The organism is Haemophilus haemolyticus, assembly GCF_003351405.1.
In the GTDB taxonomy this organism is placed as follows: Bacteria; Pseudomonadota; Gammaproteobacteria; order Enterobacterales; family Pasteurellaceae; genus Haemophilus; species Haemophilus haemolyticus_N.
The window spans coordinates 1,582,555-1,600,555 of the sequence record NZ_CP031240.1; the positions used below are offsets into that span (position 1 = coordinate 1,582,555).

At 39.1% G+C, this 18,001-nt stretch carries 13 protein-coding genes and 1 pseudogene; 6 read left to right on the plus strand and 8 right to left on the minus strand.

Going from position 1 to position 18,001, the window contains the following annotated elements; translation table 11 throughout:
- On the plus strand, positions 1-1,221 hold the full coding sequence (gene fabB / locus DV427_RS07895; RefSeq protein WP_114891936.1) for a beta-ketoacyl-ACP synthase I: 1,221 nt from the start codon (positions 1-3) through the stop codon (positions 1,219-1,221).
- A 63-nt stretch (positions 1,222-1,284) separates the two neighbouring features.
- Here the strand turns inward: fabB and DV427_RS07900 are convergent, their stop codons facing one another.
- On the minus strand, positions 1,285-1,548 hold the full coding sequence (locus DV427_RS07900; protein WP_005628952.1) for a GrxA family glutaredoxin: 264 nt from the start codon (positions 1,546-1,548) through the stop codon (positions 1,285-1,287).
- 116 nt (positions 1,549-1,664) lie between these two features.
- Here DV427_RS07900 and DV427_RS07905 point away from each other — a divergent pair, with 116 nt between their 5' ends.
- Together DV427_RS07905 and fdhF are read left to right on the plus strand one after the other, a co-directional pair.
- A complete protein-coding gene (locus DV427_RS07905) occupies positions 1,665-2,579 on the plus strand; it encodes a RimK family alpha-L-glutamate ligase (protein ID WP_114891937.1) in 915 nt (304 codons plus the stop codon).
- Positions 2,580-2,818: 239 nt separating this feature from the next.
- Complete coding sequence (gene fdhF, locus DV427_RS07910) at positions 2,819-4,978, plus strand: formate dehydrogenase subunit alpha (RefSeq protein WP_240317985.1); 2,160 nt, start codon at positions 2,819-2,821, stop codon at positions 4,976-4,978.
- 104 nt (positions 4,979-5,082) lie between these two features.
- Here fdhF and hypA read toward each other — a convergent pair whose 3' ends face one another.
- The 5 genes from hypA to htrB form a co-directional block, all read right to left on the minus strand.
- On the minus strand, positions 5,083-5,424 hold the full coding sequence (gene hypA / locus DV427_RS07915; RefSeq protein ID WP_114891938.1) for a hydrogenase maturation nickel metallochaperone HypA: 342 nt from the start codon (positions 5,422-5,424) through the stop codon (positions 5,083-5,085).
- 94 nt (positions 5,425-5,518) lie between these two features.
- Entirely contained in the window at positions 5,519-6,733 is a 1,215-nt protein-coding gene (gene gltS, locus DV427_RS07920; protein ID WP_114891939.1) for a sodium/glutamate symporter, read from the minus strand.
- A gap of 29 nt (positions 6,734-6,762) precedes the next feature.
- Positions 6,763-9,018, minus strand: a complete 2,256-nt coding sequence (parC, locus tag DV427_RS07925) for a DNA topoisomerase IV subunit A (RefSeq protein WP_114891940.1) — start codon at positions 9,016-9,018, stop codon at positions 6,763-6,765.
- 67 nt (positions 9,019-9,085) lie between these two features.
- On the minus strand, positions 9,086-10,984 hold the full coding sequence (gene parE / locus DV427_RS07930; RefSeq protein WP_114891941.1) for a DNA topoisomerase IV subunit B: 1,899 nt from the start codon (positions 10,982-10,984) through the stop codon (positions 9,086-9,088).
- 72 nt (positions 10,985-11,056) lie between these two features.
- A complete protein-coding gene (htrB, locus tag DV427_RS07935; RefSeq protein ID WP_114891942.1) occupies positions 11,057-11,992 on the minus strand; it encodes a lipid A biosynthesis lauroyl acyltransferase HtrB in 936 nt (311 codons plus the stop codon).
- Positions 11,993-12,088: 96 nt separating this feature from the next.
- Between htrB and hldE the strand changes: the two genes are divergently transcribed.
- The 3 genes from hldE (at position 12,089) to rpsO (ending at position 14,894) form a co-directional block, all read left to right on the plus strand.
- On the plus strand, positions 12,089-13,519 hold the full coding sequence (gene hldE / locus DV427_RS07940) for a bifunctional D-glycero-beta-D-manno-heptose-7-phosphate kinase/D-glycero-beta-D-manno-heptose 1-phosphate adenylyltransferase HldE (protein WP_114891943.1): 1,431 nt from the start codon (positions 12,089-12,091) through the stop codon (positions 13,517-13,519).
- A 124-nt stretch (positions 13,520-13,643) separates the two neighbouring features.
- The gene (modD, locus tag DV427_RS07945; protein WP_114891944.1) at positions 13,644-14,489 is read left to right on the plus strand and encodes a ModD protein; all 846 of its coding nucleotides are present in this window, start codon (positions 13,644-13,646) and stop codon (positions 14,487-14,489) included.
- A gap of 135 nt (positions 14,490-14,624) precedes the next feature.
- Positions 14,625-14,894, plus strand: coding sequence for a 30S ribosomal protein S15 (rpsO, locus tag DV427_RS07950; RefSeq protein WP_114891945.1), 270 nt, complete (start codon positions 14,625-14,627; stop codon positions 14,892-14,894).
- Positions 14,895-15,035: 141 nt separating this feature from the next.
- Here rpsO and DV427_RS07955 read toward each other — a convergent pair.
- A pseudogene (locus DV427_RS07955) lies at positions 15,036-16,369 on the minus strand (ABC transporter ATP-binding protein/permease); the annotation flags it as partial.
- A gap of 65 nt (positions 16,370-16,434) precedes the next feature.
- Complete coding sequence (gene dacB, locus DV427_RS07960; protein ID WP_114891946.1) at positions 16,435-17,874, minus strand: serine-type D-Ala-D-Ala carboxypeptidase; 1,440 nt, start codon at positions 17,872-17,874, stop codon at positions 16,435-16,437.
- Between the last annotated feature and the right edge of the window lie 127 nt (positions 17,875-18,001).

The window sequence follows — 18,001 nt, forward strand, 5'->3', positions numbered from 1 at the left end:
ATGAGAAGAGCTGTAATTACAGGCTTTGGGATTATTTCAAGTATCGGTAACAACAAAGAAGAAGTATTGGCTTCATTAAAAGCAGGGAAATCAGGTATTGAAGTTGTGCCTGAGTTTGTAGAAATGAATATGCGTAGCCATGTTGCCGGAACAATCAAATTAAACCCAAGCGAGCACATTGATCGTAAAGTGTTCCGTTTTATGGGTGATGCAGCGGCTTATGCTTATCTTTCTATGCGTGAAGCGATTGAAGATGCAGGTTTAACAGAAGATCAGGTTTCTAATGATCGTACTGGTTTAGTGATTGGTGCTGGTACGGGTTCTGCACATAATCAATTAGTGGCTTGTGATGCGGTACGTGGCCCTCGCGGTGTAAAAGCAATTGGCCCTTATGCTGTAACGAAAACCATGGCATCGAGTGTTTCAGCTTGTTTAGCTACACCTTATAAAATTCGTGGTGTGAACTATTCAATTAGTTCTGCTTGTGCAACCTCTGCACATTGTATTGGTCATGCGGTTGAGTTAATTCAATTAGGCAAACAAGATGTGGTTTTTGCTGGTGGTGCAGAAGAATTATCTTGGGAATGTGCTACTGAGTTTGATGCAATGGGTGCAGTTTCAACTAAATATAATGAAACGCCAGAAAAAGCATCTCGTGCTTATGACGCAAACCGTGACGGTTTCGTTATTGCAGGTGGTGGTGCAGTTGTGGTTGTGGAAGAATTAGAACATGCACTTGCTCGCGGTGCAAAAATCTACGCTGAAATCGTAGGTTATGGCGCAACTTCTGATGGTTACGATATGGTGGCACCAAGTGGTGAAGGCGCAGAGCGTTGTATGAAACAAGCGATGGCAACTGTCGATACCCCAATTGATTACATCAACGTACACGGTACATCTACACCAGTAGGTGACGTGAAAGAATTAGGTGCAATCAAAAATGTATTTGGCGATAAAATCCCAGCGATTTCTTCAACCAAATCAATGACAGGTCACTCTTTAGGTGCGGCGGGTGCACACGAAGCAATTTACACGTTATTAATGTTAGATAATGATTTTATTGCACCAAGTATTAATATCGAAACCTTAGATGAGGCCGCTAAAGGTTGCAATATCGTTACTGAGACGAAAGAAAATGCTGGATTGCAAACTGTCATGTCAAACAGCTTTGGTTTTGGTGGTACAAATGCGACATTAATTTTTAAACGTTATAACGGTTAAAAATCTTCTATGAAAAAAGCCACTTCCGATTGAAAGTGGCTTTTTTGTAAATTAAAAGAAAAATTAAGCAACGATACCAAATTGTTCTTTCATTAATGCTTCAAAGTCAGTGCAACCACCGATTGGTTTTTCATCAATAAATATTTGTGGTACGGTTTCTACTGGTTTACCAACAGATTTTGATAAATCTTCTTTAGTAATGCCTTCTGCGTGAATATCCACATAACGATAGTCAAAATCAGCAACTTCGCCTTTTAATTTTTCAGCAAGGTTTTTTGCACGCACACAGTAAGGACAGCCAGGACGACCAAAAATAACAACGAACATAAGATTTCCTTTTTTGAGTTAAAAATTCTGGGCAATTCTACCTGATTTTTATCGTCTACATAAAGTGTTTTTATTCGTGTAATATACGGAACATCGTAGACAATGAGTTAAATATTATGAAATTACTAATGCTTTGCCGCGAACCTCGTCTTTATAGTTGCCAACGCTTAAAAGAAGCTGCGAAACACCAAGGGCATGAGATGGATATTTTAGATCCGAATCGCTGTCTCTTAAAACTCTCACAAAATCCACCGCACTTTCAGATTTTTTATCAAGAAAACTCCGAGTCGAAACCTTATTTATTGCCTGATTATGATGCTGTTTTGCCTCGATTTGGCACAACAAGTACACAAATGGGATGTTCTGTCTTACAGCATTTTGAAGGCAAGTGGACTTTTTGTTTAAATTCATCTCAGGCATTTTTAAATGCTCGTGATAAATGGAAAAGTTTGCAACTTTTGTTGAAGGCTGTTGTTCCTGTTCCCAATTCACTTTTAAGTGGCGGTGAAGTGCAAGCTCAGGCGACGGTACCTCATATCAGTTCGCCGACAATTTTAAAAACGCTAAATGGTTCTCAAGGAATTGGGGTGATTTTGGCTGAAAAACCACAAAGTGCGGTGAGCATTATGGAAGCTTTTAAACAAACCAATATATCTATGCTGCAGCAAGATTTTATCGAAGAAGCGGGCAATGCGGATATTCGTTGTTTTGTAATTGGTGATCAAGTTGTGGCAACGATGCAGAGAATTGGGCAAGATGGTGAGTTTCGAGCGAATTGTCATCGTGGCGGAAAAACCGAAAAAATTACCTTAAGCGATGACGAGAAGCTGATAGCCATTCGAGCTACAAAAGCTATCGGTTTAGATGTGGCTGGGGTGGATTTAATTCGTTCAAAAAATGGATTATTGGTTTTAGAAGTGAATGCAAGTCCAGGCTTAGAAATGATTGAAAAAACAAGCGGGGTTGATATTGCGTTACAGATGATAAATTATGTTGAAAAGCAGATTCATTTGAATAAGAAAAATAAATAGAATTTGATATTTGTAAAGCCTTATTATTCATACCAATTTTTATACACATCTTCTAATGACCCCACTATCAAAAGTGCGGTCATTTTTCTTTGAGTTTTCTCAGAATATTAAAAAATTATCTAAAACCTGTTTTATATCAAAAAATCCACAGAATTTATAAGCCTATGTTCTTTATTTAGGCGTATTATATTACTCAGAATGAGTAATTCATTCTGGTTATCTAAAATAAGGACATTACTATGGCAATTAAAAAAGTGATTACTGTCTGTCCGTATTGCGCTTCAGGTTGTAAGATCAATCTATTGGTTGAGAACAACAAAATTGTGGGTGCTGAAGGTGCAAACGGTAAAACAAACGAACGGGAGCTTTGCCTGAAAGGATATTATGGCTGGGATTTCGTGCATGACACAAAAATCCTCACTCCTCGCCTAACTCAACCGATGATTCGCTACAAACGTGGTGAGCCGTTCACGCCAGTGAGCTGGGAAGAGGCTATTTCCTATTCTGCAAAACGTTTACAAGAAATTAGAGAAAAATATGGCAACGAGTCAATTATGGTAACGGGTTCTTCTCGTGGACCGGGTAACGAAGTGAATTTCGTTATGCAAAAATTTGCTCGTGCGGTATTAGGCAATAACAACATTGACTGTTGTGCACGTGTCTGACATGGCCCATCTGTAGCAGGTCTGCTCAAATCAGTGGGTAATGGCGCGATGTCCAACTCAATCGTTGAGATTGAAGACACTAAATGCGTATTTATCTTTGGCTATAATGCCTCAACATCTCACCCTATTGTGGCGCGTCGTATTAACCACGCAAAAGCAAAAGGGGCGAAGATTATTGTTTGTGACCCTCGTAAAATTGAAACCGCTCGTATTGCTGATATTTATGCGCCACTTGCTAATGGTAGTAACGTCGCATTTTTGAATGCAATGATGAACGTGATTCTTGAAGAAGGATTACAAGATCAAAAATTCATCGATGAACATACCGAAAATTTCGATGTGTTCTATGAAACTGTAAAAGCTTATACACCTGAATCAACTCAACATATCACTGGCGTTGAGCCTGAAATGTTAAGAGAAATTGCCCGCACTTATGCGAAAGCTGAAACTGCGACAATTCTGTGGGGTATGGGAGTATGTCAGTTCCGTCAAGGTGTGGAAACTGTACGTGCATTAGCAAGCTTGGCAATGCTTACTGGTAACTTAGGTAAACCAAATGTTGGTGTAAACCCTGTGCGTGGGCAAAACAACGTACAAGGCGCATGTGACATGGGGGCTTTATATAATACTTTACCAGGTTATCAAAGCTATGCGGATCCTGAAATCAACGCCAAATTTGCGAAAGCATGGGGCGTACCATCTATTCCAACCAAACCAGGTGTACCATTGAGTGAAGTGCCACATGCAGTGGCAGAAGGTAAACTCAAAGCATTCTACATTATGGGTGAAGATACTTTACAAACTGAACCTGATTTGAATGCAATGAAACAAACCTTTAAAGATCTTGAGTTCATTATTGTTCAAGATATCTTTATGACTCAAACGGCAGCGGAAGCAGATGTGATTTTACCAGCAACATCTTGTGCAGAACACGAAGGTGTTTATAGTGCGGCTGACCGTGGTTTCCAACGTTTCTATAAAGCGGTGGATCCTGTGGGTGATGTGAAAGACGACTGGGAAATCATCAGTCTTATGGCACAAGCTTTGGGTTATCCAATGCATTACAACAACACCAAAGAAATTTGGGATGAGTTGCGTGAGCTTTGCCCAATTTATAAAGGTGCAACTTACGAGAAAATGGAAGGCTTGGGTTATATTCAATGGCCATGTACAGATGAAGGCCCTGAAGATCAAGGCACTACATACTTGTATGAAGGTCAAATCTTCGACCGTCCAAATGGTAAAGCTGAATTCTTTGCTTGCGACTGGGAACCACCAATGGAAGAAGTCTCTGAAGAATATCCATTAGTGCTTTCTACCGTGCGTGAAGTTGGTCACTATTCTTGCCGTTCAATGACGGGTAACTGCCGTGCACTTGCTGCGTTGGCTGATGAACCAGGATTTGTTCAAATGAACGATCAAGATGCGAAAGCTTTAGGTATTAAGAATAATGAGCTTGTTTGGATTTCTTCATCTCGTGGTAAAGTTATATCTCGTGCTGATGTAAGTTCTCGTACTAACAAAGGTGCGTGTTATATGACTTACCAATGGTGGATCGGAAAATGTAACGAACTCACGGCTGAACATTTAAATCCGGGATCTCGTACTCCGGAATATAAATACAGCGCAGTGCGTATCGAGAAAATTGAAGATCAACGTTGGGCTGAGCACTATGTTGTAACTGAATATACTAAGCTCAAATCACGCTTAAAAGAAACCGCACTTGTGGCTTAATTATCATATTTATCATGATGAGGACAGGCTTTATGCCTGTCCTTTTTTATGCTTAATGAAATATGATATAGGTAAGAATATTGGAAATGCTAAAAAAGAGCGGTCTATTCAAAGGCAATTTCTTTAATACGTAATTCATCACCGCTTTGTCGTTGCAAGTGTATGCTGCCACAATTTGGACAAGAATCATGATGGGCTTGTATCTCAACTAATTTTTGACACTGCCAACACCAGGCTTGCGCTGGAATAGGAATTAGATGAAGTTTACAGCCTTCAGCAGCGGTACCTTGAAAGGTTATATCAAAACAAAATTCTAATGCGTCAGGTTCTACACAAGAGAGGGCACCAATTTCTAGCCAAAGATCCGTAACTTTTTTTATATCGTGACTTTTACATTGTTGTTCTACTATTTCCAGCATATTTTGACAAAGAGATAATTCGTGCATAGTTTTTCCTTTTGTTTTTCTTCCTTAAAATAAATGCCTTTATCAATTCAAGATAAAGGCATTTCTCTAAAAGATTGTCAATTTTAACCGCACTTTACGCGAGCATATTTACAACTGCAAATGAGACTTTCAATAGCGCGGCATTGATTAAATCGATAAAGAATGCACCGACCATTGGAACGATTAAAAATGCTTTGTGTGATGGCCCAAAACGGCTGGTAATGGCTTGCATATTTGCAACGGCTGTTGGTGTTGCACCTAAACCGAAGCCACAGTGACCAGAGCTTAATACAACCGCATCATAATCTTTACCCATTGCGCGATAAGTAACATAGATTGCAAATACCGCCATAAAGACAACTTGTACTGCAAGGATGATTAATACATCTACCGCTAAGCCTGCAAGTTCCCAAAGTTTTAATGACATTAGGGCGATAGCTAAGAAGATAGATAAACCCACGCTACCCAATACATCAATAGCAGATTCAGCCACTTGGAAACGGAAGATGTTGGTTAAAATATTGCGGATAATTACACCGGTAAATAAACACCATACGAATGTTGGTAATTGGAATGCGGTGCCTTTTGTTTGAGCATCTAAATATTGGCCGATAAGCAAACAGATAGACATCATTGCAATAGTTTCAATTAACGAACGTGAAGTAATTTTACGTTTGTAAGTTGGATGTTCAAAAGCCTCTTGAATATCATCTACTTCATCATTTTCAGGATTTTCACCTTGTTTTTGACGATTTAATAAGAAACGTGCAACAGGACCACCGATGATACCACCAAAGACTAAACCAAAGGTTGCACATGCCATAGCAATTTCAGTAGCGCCTTGTAAATTGAATTGATGAACGAATGTATCAGCCCACGCTGCGCCAGTGCCATGACCGCCAGTTAATGTGACAGAACCCGCTAATAAACCGTATGCTGGATGGATACCTAATGCTAATGAACCTATGACACCAATAACATTTTGGCAAATAATTAGCAAACCAGCGACGAACAAAAATACGATAAGTGGTTTTCCGCCTTTAATTAAACGGGAAAAGTTTGCGCTTAAACCAATGGAAGTGAAGAACACTAACATCATGGTAGTTTGCAAATTTTTATCGAAGTTAAAGGATGTCCCGTCAACTTTATTCCAAATTAAAAGACCAATGGCAACAATAAAACCACCAACAACTGGCTCAGGAATGTTGAAGGTTTTTAAGATGCTGATTCGTTTAACGAGAAAATAACCCAAGAGCAAGACTAAGCTTGCTAGTGCAAGGGTTTCATACGTGCTAAATGTATGACTCATAAATTGGATCTCCCTATGTTGTGTTTAAGTTATGTGTTGTGTTGCGGTTCGATTACCACTATTTCAACATTGGTATGTAATCCACGTGGTAATGTCGAACCTTTTCTGCCTCGTTCAGCACGGAACTTCTGCAGATCTTCCGGTTTTAATACAATTTTTCGTTTTCCGGAATGAAATTCAAGACTTGCTTGATCTGAAATGAGCAATAATTTCACTAACAATTCACTGCGCTCTTTTGCATTTACGGCAGGAATTGTCACAATTTTATTGCCTTTGCCTTTTGATAATGCCGGTAAATCTTTTGCCGGGAAAATCAACATTCTGCCAGCGGATGTCATAGCGACAACCAGTACGGTGGCATTCGTCAGCGTCTTAGGCTCTATCACTTTGGCATTTTCCGGTAAAGAAATCAAGGCTTTTCCTGCTTTATTGCGTGCAATTAAATCTTCAAATTTACAAATAAAACCATAACCCGCATCAGAAGCCATCAATAACTCTTGCTGTTCGCTGGCCATTACGACATATTCAATGGTCGCACCAGCTGGTAAATTTAGTTTACCTGTGAGAGGTTCACCTTGCGAACGCGCGGAAGGTAATGAAAGCGGATCGAGTGCATAACTCCGCCCTGTACTATCAATGAATACAACGGCTTGATTACTCTTGCCACAAGCATGAGCTCGATAATTATCACCCGCTTTGTAGCTTAATGATTTAGGATCGATATCGTGTCCTTTTGCACAACGTACCCAGCCCATTTCGGATAAGATGACAGTAACTGGTTCTGCTGGTGTCATGTCACTTTCAGAGATCATTTTGGCTTCTTCACGTTCGACCAGTTGAGACATACGTGGACTGGCATATTTTTTCGCATCTTCTTGAATTTCTTTTTTGATAAGCGTATTCAAACGGCGTTCTGATCCTAAAATTGCTTCTAAATTTAACCGCTCTTTTTCAAGTTCATCTTGTTCAGCTTTGAGTTGGTTTTCTTCTAATTTCGCTAAATGACGTAAGCGTAAATTTAAAATTGCATCGGCTTGTTCATCGCTTAAATTAAAGCGTGTCATAAGCTCTGCTTTTGGATCATCTTCATGACGTATAATGTCGATAACCTCATCAATATTTAAAAAGGCTATCATCAAACCTTCTAAAATATGTAAGCGAGAGAGTACTTTATCTAAGCGATATTGAAGGCGACGAGTTACGGTTGTTCGGCGGAAAGTAAGCCATTCATTTAAGATTTCTAATAAGCCTTTTACCGCAGGTTTATGATCAAGCCCGATCATATTCATATTTACACGGTAGCTTTTTTCAAGATCTGTGGTAGCAAATAAATGTGCCATTAACGCATCGGTATCGACGCGATTTGAGCGAGGAACTAGTACAATGCGAATTGGATTTTCATGATCGGCTTCATCCCGAATATCCTCTAGCATTGGCAGTTTTTTTGCCGTCATTTGTTCGGCTATTTGTGCAATAACTTTGGATGGCGAAGATTGATGCGGAAGTGCTGAGATAATAATTTCGCCCTCTTCTTTTTTCCAAGTTGCACGCATTTTTATTGAGCCACGGCCTTGTTCATAAATTTTACGAATTTCTGATTTTGGCGAAATAATTTCCGCTTCTGTTGGAAAATCTGGACCTTGAACAATTTCAAGTACATCATCTAATCCCGCTTTCGGATTATCTAGCAACATTACTGCCGCATCAGCAATTTCGTTAATATTGTGTGGTGGAATATCTGTCGCCATACCCACCGCAATACCTGTTGTGCCGTTCAATAAAATATGAGGTAAACGAGCAGGTAAATATTGTGGTTCGGCCAAGGTTCCATCAAAGTTTGGTTGATAATCTACCGTTCCTTGTCCGAGTTCACTCAACAAGATTTCAGAGATTTTAGATAGGCGCGATTCCGTATAACGCATAGCCGCGAAGGATTTTGGATCATCTGGTGCCCCCCAGTTACCTTGACCATCTACGAGCGGATAACGATAAGAGAATGGTTGTGCCATTAACACCATCGCTTCATAACAAGCACTGTCACCATGTGGATGGAATTTACCGAGTACATCACCGACGGTACGGGCAGATTTTTTGTATTTTGCCGTAGCATTTAAGCCAAGTTCAGACATCGCATATACAATACGGCGTTGAACAGGTTTTAAACCATCGCCGATAAAAGGCAGCGCACGATCCATGATGACATACATGGAATAGTTGAGATAAGCCCTTTCAGTGAAGGTACGTAGAGGCATTTGCTCAATGCCTTCATAATTGATATTTGTCATTTTGGTTTCTGTTAATTGAATAGATTCTTAATTTATTAAAATTCGGATTTGCAGAGATTAATTTAGTCTAAACAGACAAATCAACTTGATCGCCTTTCGCTTGTAACCAATTTTTACGGTCTTCGGAACGTTTTTTCGCTAATAACATATCCATGAGTTCTAATGTATCCGCGCCTTGGTCTTCCTCTAAATCATAAGTTAATTGAACAAGGCGACGCGTATTAGGATCCATTGTTGTTTCACGTAATTGTGATGGGTTCATTTCACCTAAACCTTTAAAACGTTGAACATTAGGTTTGCCTTTTTTATTTTTCAACCGATCTAAAATCGCTTCTTTTTCACTTTCATCTAATGCGTAGAAGACTTCTTTATTTAAGTCAATGCGATAAAGTGGTGGCATAGCCACATAAACGTGACCGTCTTGTACCAATTTTGGAAAATGACGTAAGAACAGGGCGCAGAGTAGAGTGGCAATATGCAGGCCATCAGAGTCAGCATCCGCGAGAATACAGACTTTACCATAGCGAAGTTGTGATAAATCATTGCTGTCAGGATCGATCCCTAGGGCCACGGCGATATCGTGAATTTCTGTTGAACCTAATACTTGATCCGGTGAAACTTCCCATGTATTTAAGATTTTTCCACGTAACGGCAAAATCGCTTGATATTCGCGATCACGTGCTTGTTTTGCTGAGCCGCCCGCAGAGTCGCCCTCTACTAAAAATAATTCCGTTTTTTCTAAATCTTGTGAGCCACAATCAGCTAATTTCCCTGGTAATGCAGGGCCACTAACAAGTTTTTTTCGTACAACTTTTTTGGCTGCTCGTAATCGGCGTTGTGCAGAACTGATCGCTATTTCTGCTAATTTTTCAGCATCTTGTACATTTTGGTTTAGCCATAGACTGAACGCATCTTTTAAAACACCGCTGACAAACACCGCACTTTGGCGTGATGATAAGCGTTCCTTAGTTTGCCCCGCAAATTGCGCATCCTGCATTTTAAGGGAAAGAATGTAAGAACAACGATCCCAAATATCATCAGCGGTAAGTTTGACCCCGCGTGGTAATAGATTTCTAAATTCGCAAAATTCTCGAATGGCATCTAATAAACCTTGGCGTAGGCCATTAACATGTGTTCCGCCTTGAATTGTTGGAATTAAGTTTACATAGCTTTCGCCAATCAGCTCGCCACCTTCTGGCAACCAAAGTAATGCCCAGCTAACCGCTTCATTTGTTCCTTTAAATTCACCAACGAATGGTTTTTCAGGAAGCGTTTCAAAGCCGTTAACTGCTTCGATAAGGTAATCGGAAAGCCCATCTTCATATAACCAAATATCTTGAGTATTGTTTACTTTATCAATGAATTTGATTTCAAGCCCTGAGCAGAGGACGGCTTTCGCTCTTAATAAATGTCGTAGACGGCTAACGGAAAATTTTGCGCTGTCAAAATATTTTGGATTCGGTTTGAAGTGAACGGTTGTTCCAGTGGCGCGTCTGCCACAAGTCCCAATAACTTCCAATTCTTCTACTTTATTGCCGTTTTCAAAGGCAATTTTATACACTTCACCATTACGTTTGACTTGAATATCCACTCGTTCAGAAAGTGCATTCACCACAGAAATCCCCACACCGTGTAAACCACCGGCAAATTCATAATTTTTATTGGAGAATTTACCACCCGCATGTAGTTTAGTCAGGATCACTTCTACTCCAGAAACACCTTCCGTAGGATGAATATCCACAGGCATACCGCGACCATTGTCTGTGACTTCAATAGATTGATCTGGATGCAAAATTACTTCAATTTTTGTGGCAAAACCCGCAAGGGCTTCATCCACGCTGTTATCAATAACTTCTTGTGCGAGGTGATTCGGGCGAGTGGTGTCTGTATACATACCAGGGCGAATTTGCACCGGCTCGAGATCTTTAAGAACAGTAATTTCTTGAGCTGAATAATTGGTTGTCATGGTGAGATTATTCGTTAATTTTTAAATTTGAGAAAATTCTATCAAAAAGTGCGGTGATATTCGACCGCACTTTTAATTGTATAAACTAGGCGTATTTTCATCTGGACGTGTTTTAAAACGGCGATGTAGCCACATGTATAGAGTTATATCCTTCATTATTTCCTTTTCAACGATTTGATTCATTCGCGCAGCAATCGCCGTTTCATCTTGTAAATCCGTAAAATCAATAGGCGCTGAAATACTCACAGTATAGCCTGAGCCATCTTTATTGCGTAATGGCGCAAATGGAATCACTTTGCTATTTGGTGAGGATTTCAATAAATAATAACTACCAGTGGTTGTGCAAGCATCAGGAACCGCAAAAAAGGGAACAAAAACGGCATTTTTTCTGCCGTAATCGTGATCAGGCGCATACCAAATGGTTTCTTCGTGACGTAAAGCTTTGATCATTCCGCGTAAATCTTTACGATCAAGCATATCTTTATTAGAGCGTAAACGGCCTTGTGTTTGGAGCCAATCAAGCAAAGGATTATCATTTGGACGATAAACGCCAATGCCGGGATGATGCAAACCAAGAATGCGTGCGCCAAGTTCTAGCGTTAAGAAATGAACACCGACGAGAACAATTCCATCTTTTTGATTTTCTTTTAGATAATGTAAGCCTTCAACTTTCGACCATTTTTTGATACGTGAATCCGACCAAAACCAAGCCATACCTGTTTCGATAATTGCCATGCCTACTGAACGAAGATTTTCTTGCAAAATCGCCTCACGCTCGTTTTCAGGCATATCAGGGAAACAAAGTTCAAGATTACGGCGTGCAATAGCAGCTCGACGCTTACCCACTTTTAAATGTGAAAACAGCCAACCGAGACCATTACCAATATGGCGCAAAATAGGATAGGGAAGACATAAAATACTTCGCCAAATTGCCACGCCTAGCCAAAACAGCCAGTATTTTGGGGCTAAAAAGTGCGGTTGAAATTGAGGGAGTTTTTCGTTTTTCATTGTTCTTTCCACGTAAGTTAGGGGCGTAGTTTATCGTAAATTTGAGTTGTGGTAAAATCGCCACAATTTTGGTTATTCAAATAGAGAGATTTAAAAATGGCTCAATATTCAGCAGAATTTAAGCAAGCAAAAGTACTTGTATTAGGCGATGTGATGCTTGATCGTTATTGGTTCGGGGCAACCAACCGTATTTCACCAGAAGCTCCGGTGCCAGTAGTTCGTGTACAAGAAAATGAAGAGCGTGCGGGTGGTGCCGCAAATGTGGCGATGAATATTGCGTCACTCAATGTACCCGTTCAGTTAATGGGATTGATTGGACAAGATGAAACTGGTTCTGCGCTTTCCCACTTATTAGAAAAACAAAAAATCGATTGTAATTTTGTTGCATTAGAGACTCATCCAACCATTACTAAATTACGTATTTTATCCCGTCATCAACAGCTGCTCCGCCTTGATTTTGAAGAAGATTTCAATAATGTAGATTGCAAGGATTTATTAGCGAAGTTAGAAAGTGCGGTGAAAAATTACGGTGCTTTTATTCTTTCTGATTACGGCAAAGGCACGCTTAAAGATGTTCAGAAAATGATTCAAATTGCACGCAAAGCGAATGTTCCTGTGTTAATCGATCCAAAGGGAACTGATTTTGAACGTTATTGTGGTGCAACATTATTAACACCAAATATGTCTGAATTTGAAGCCGTTGTGGGCAAATGCGATACAGAAGAAGAGATCATTGAGAAAGGTTTAAAATTAATTTCTGATATTGAATTAACCGCACTTTTGGTGACGCGTTCTGAAAAAGGAATGACATTGTTACGTCCAAATCAAGAACCCTATCATTTGCCAACTGTTGCAAAAGAAGTGTTTGATGTGACGGGAGCCGGTGACACTGTCATTAGTGTATTAGCAACTGCATTAGCAGATGGACGTTCTTTCGAAGAATCTTGTTACCTAGCTAATGTCGCCGCTGGAATTGTGGTGGGTAAATTGGGGACTTCAACGGTTTCGACTGTGGAACTTGAAAATGCGATTCATGCTCGCCCTGAAACGGGATTTGGCATTATGAGCGAAGCAGAGTTAAAAGATGCTGTCGCACAAGCTAAAGCACGCGGTGAAAAAATTGTGATGACTAATGGCTGTTTCGATATTTTGCATCCAGGGCATGTTTCTTATTTAGAAAATGCACGTAAATTGGGCGATCGTTTAATTGTCGCAGTAAACAGTGATGATTCCGTTAAACGCTTAAAAGGTGATAGTCGCCCAATTAACAACCTTGAAACTCGAATGGCGGTACTGGCTGGTTTGGCATCAGTGGACTGGTTGGTACCATTCACTGAAGATACACCACAACGTTTAATCGGTGAAATTCTACCAGATCTTTTAGTCAAAGGCGGAGATTACAAACCCGAAGAGATTGCTGGAGCAAAAGAAGTTTGGGCAAATGGCGGTGATGTTAAAGTGCTAAACTTTGAAAATGGTTGTTCAACAACAAATGTGATTGAAAAAATTAAATTATTGAAAGATTAGGTGAAAGGTTGGGGAGTCCCAACCTTTTTTGTTGCTTTAATATTTACATGAAATTATCACAGAAAGCACTGTTTTTAAGTAACAGGTTTATTTATATCAAGGACAACTAATTTAAGGAGTAGCGATGATTTATTTTTCAGATAAAGAATTGGATGATTTATTACTTGAGGATATTTATCGTGGCGATTTAACCACTCATGCCCTTGGTATTGAAAATACTCCGGCAAAAATTCTTTTTAAGCGTAAAAATGCAGGTATTGTGGCGGGTGTTTCTGTTGTGGAAAAATTATTAAAAAGACTGGATATTCAATCGCACTTATATGCAAAAGAAGGTGAGTTGGTTGAATCAGGTGCTTTGCTGATAAGTGCGGAAGGAATGTCTGAACAATTACATCAAGCTTGGAAAGTGGTGCAATTGGTACTTGAATGGTCATGTGGGGTTGCTCAATATACGGCAGAAATGATAGCCAATGCCAAAGCGATTAACCCAAATGCTGTTGTGGCTTGCACGCGTAAAAGTATTCCTAATACGCGTAAACTTGCGACAAATGCTGTATTAGCTGCTGGTGGACATATTCATCGACAAGGCCTCAGCGAAACTCTTTTGGTTTTTACTAATCATCGAAACTTACTTTCTGATCCAAATGATTGGGTGAAAATTGTGGATGGATTACGTCAAGAAGCACCTGAAAATAAAATTACTTTAGAAGCAGATAATTATGCTCAATTTGAGCAAATGTATGTAGCAGAGCCCGATATTATTCAACTTGATAAATGGTCATTAGATGATGTGAAAAAGGCTTTAGCGCTACTTCAATCAAAACAGAAAGATATTCTACTTTCTGTTGCTGGAGGGGTAAATAAAGATAATGTATCAGATTATGCCAAACTGGGTATTCGTTTATTTATCACTTCTGCACCTTATTATGCACCGCCAGAGGATATAAAGGTTGTGATTGAAAAGATATAATGTTTTTCAATTTTATTTTTTAGCTTTAAACCTTGCATTTGAGCTTATTCATCGCTAGAATGCAGGCTCCTTGTCATCGCTGAGTTAGAGATCGGCGAATGATGTATTAACAACACTACCTTTTAGGAGTAAAAAATGTCTCTAAGTACTGAAAAAAAAGCAGCAATCGTTGCTGAATTTGGTCGTGATGCGAAAGATACTGGTTCTTCTGAAGTTCAAATCGCATTATTAACTGCACAAATCAACCACTTACAAGCTCACTTTGCAGAGCACAAAAAAGACCACCATGGTCGTCGTGGTTTATTACGTATGGTTTCTCGTCGTCGTAAACTTTTAGACTACTTAAAACGTACTGATCTTGCTTTATACCAAAGCACTATCACTCGTTTAGGTTTACGTCGCTAATTTTTATTACGATAGTAAAAGATCAAGCCCTCGAATTTCGAGGGCTTTTTTTATGATTTTATTTTAATTTTATAGGCGTTCTTTAGACTAGCATCAAAATAAACAAAATATTTGGTTTATATATTCTTAACTTGCCATCTTCTAATTTTCATATAATAAACATACATCTAATTTTAGTTGTTTGTTATGAAATTGCTGTAATGTACTACGATGACCTACGCTGAGAATGATCATTTCGGGCAGACGCTCTTTAATTGTTTGGTAGAGTAAATGCTCTGTTGTTTCATCTAATGCGGAAGTCGTTTCATCGAGAAATACGACATCTGGTTTAGTGAGTAAAATACGAATAAACGCCACTCTTTGAAGTTCACCAGGCGATAAAATTGCTTGCCAGTCATTTTTTACATTAAGCGCGTGTATATATTTTCCTAGCGCACAATCCCTCATGGTTTGTTCTAATTCTGCGTGACTTGGATTGATATTTGGATAACAAATTGCTTCTCGTAAAGTACCCTGCGGCATATAAGGTCGTTGTGGCAGGAATAAACTTCCCATGCATGGATGCTCCGCAATACCTATGGTTTCAAAAGGATATATTCCTGCAATTGCTTTTAGCAGCGATGTTTTTCCTGTTCCAGATGCACCTTGAATCAATAAGGCATCTCCATTTTCTAAATGAATATTTAAATTATTGAGTAGAACATTACCTTGTTCATCTTTAATACCGAAGTTTTTTAAGGCGACACGATGAGAACAATGAAAAGGATGATGAACGTTTTGTTTATCTAATTCATCCATTTTTATTATAAAACCATAAAGACGATTTAACCGTGCTTGATAGAGTGTGAATTGCTCATAGAACAAGCGGAAGAATGAAAGTGCGGTCATTAATCGGTTAAATGCTTGGACTGTTTGATGCATGTCACCTAGCTTTATTTGACCAGAAAAGAAACGTGGCGCTTGTAACATTAAAGGCAATAATTTGGCAACGCGAGTTACTCCAGAGTTGAAACTATTTAATCCCAACATTTTTAATACAATGGACCAACGGTTATGAATAATTTGACGGAATTGATGTTGTAAGAAAGTTTGTTCTTTTGGCTCACCATTATAAAAAGAATGCTTTCCGCATTGTCTCGTACACGGATTAAGGAATAACGATAATCGCCATTGAGTTTCTCTTTTGTAAAATTCAGCTTAACTAGAGGGCGACCAATCCACACGGACATGAGTGTCGCAAAAATAATAAAAGCATAAATGAAGAAAACAACGCCTTTTTCGATATTAAATTCGAATAAAGTTAACACGCCAGAAAGTGACCATAAAATAATCGTAAATTCAATGGTCGTGAGCACCGAGTTAATCACGCCTCGTACAATTTGTACTGTACTGATAATAAATTCTCTCGCATCTTGTTCAATACGTTGATCGATATTATCTGGTAAATCTCGTTCGTATTTTAGGCGATAGTATTTTTAAAAGGCTATAAAAAAACACCGCACTTTGGATGGCAAAGTGCGGTATTTTTTAGAAGGCTTTATTAGTATTTATAGATTTCGTTGTATAAGCCACTCTCAAATTGTACTAATGGTGCTCGTTTTGTTTTGCTTTCCAAATCGCCTGTTGAGTAGCCATTAATAAATTGTACAAAGGCCACTTTTTCCCCTCGAGCGTTTGTCATAAATCCGGCGAGGTTATAAACCCCTTTCAAAGAACCTGTTTTAGCTATGACATTTTTCACTAATGGCTGGCTAATTAATCCACCACGACCACTGATCGTGCCATCTACGCCTGCGATGGGGAAAGTTTCCATTAAGTGCAATTTATCTTCGTTTTTGGCGATGTACTCTAAAACGGATAGCATCGTTTTAGGTGCTACAAGATTATGGCGAGACAGACCCGAACCATCGGCTAAAATACTGTTACCAAAACGAATTCCCTGTTTTTGTAATATGGATTTAATCGCTAATGTACCTAATTGAAAGGATGCAGGGCGTTTATAGTAATTGAATGCCACAGCTCGGAATAATGAATCGGCAATTTGGTTATCCGATTTTTTCATCATTTTTTTCAATAAATCTGGTAATTGTTTTGATAAATGTTTCGCTAATAACTGACCTTGTTGTGGTTTTTGGGGCAACATGACTTTGCCATTAAACTCAATACCTAATTGTCTTAATTGACGTTGAATAATCGCGGCAGCATAAGCATCCGTATCTTGCACGGCAAAGCTTAAGCCAAAAGGTTTAGATTGACGTGCTAAACATCCTTTTACTTGATAGCGATTATTGTCATGTACAACAACATCGAGCTGACAATAAGGCGCTTCATTGCTATCCGCTACATAGACTTGTCCAAACACTTGAATTGGAAATTGTGCAGGCACATTGATTTTTACTGTTTCACCGGGGTTTTGATTGGCATCTAGTTCCGCATAAAAACAGTTGTTATCAATATTCGCAGCGGATGGCGGAGAGTTGAAACACATGGTCAGATCGTTCCAAATCCAACCTAATCCTCGGTCGTGACTAGAAAAAACAGAGGTATCTAATACTAAATCGCCATTGATTTTTTTGATGCCTTGTTTTTTTAATTCGGCAAGTAAGGTATAAAGCTGGCCGCTAGTGAGATCAGGATCGCCTGTAAAACGCACGATTAAGTTGCCATCTAAATTCCCATTTTGAATTTTCCCATTACTCAAAAGAGCGGTCTCAAATTGGAATTGATCGCCTAATGCAAGTTTAGCGGCAACAGCGGTAAAAACTTTTTGTGTACTCGCAGGAAGCATAAAGGTTGAGCCATTATAATCCGCGATAATTTGGTTTTGATTTATATTTTTTGCGATGAAACCTACGCTAGAGCCTTCAGGCAGTTTTTGTGTTAAGTCTGAAACATTAATGTTTGCGAAGGTTGGAAGGCTAAAGCTTACGGAAAGTAAAAAGGATCCAAGTGCGGTGGAAATTGAAGATAATTTTTTCATATTAGGTTTGTTATGGTTGCTATTTTTTTTTAGACGAACAATAATAAGCCCCGAATGAAATTGAGTAAATCATTTTCTCATTTCAAGTTTATTTTTAATAATACTGCGGCAAGATTTTAGTATTTTG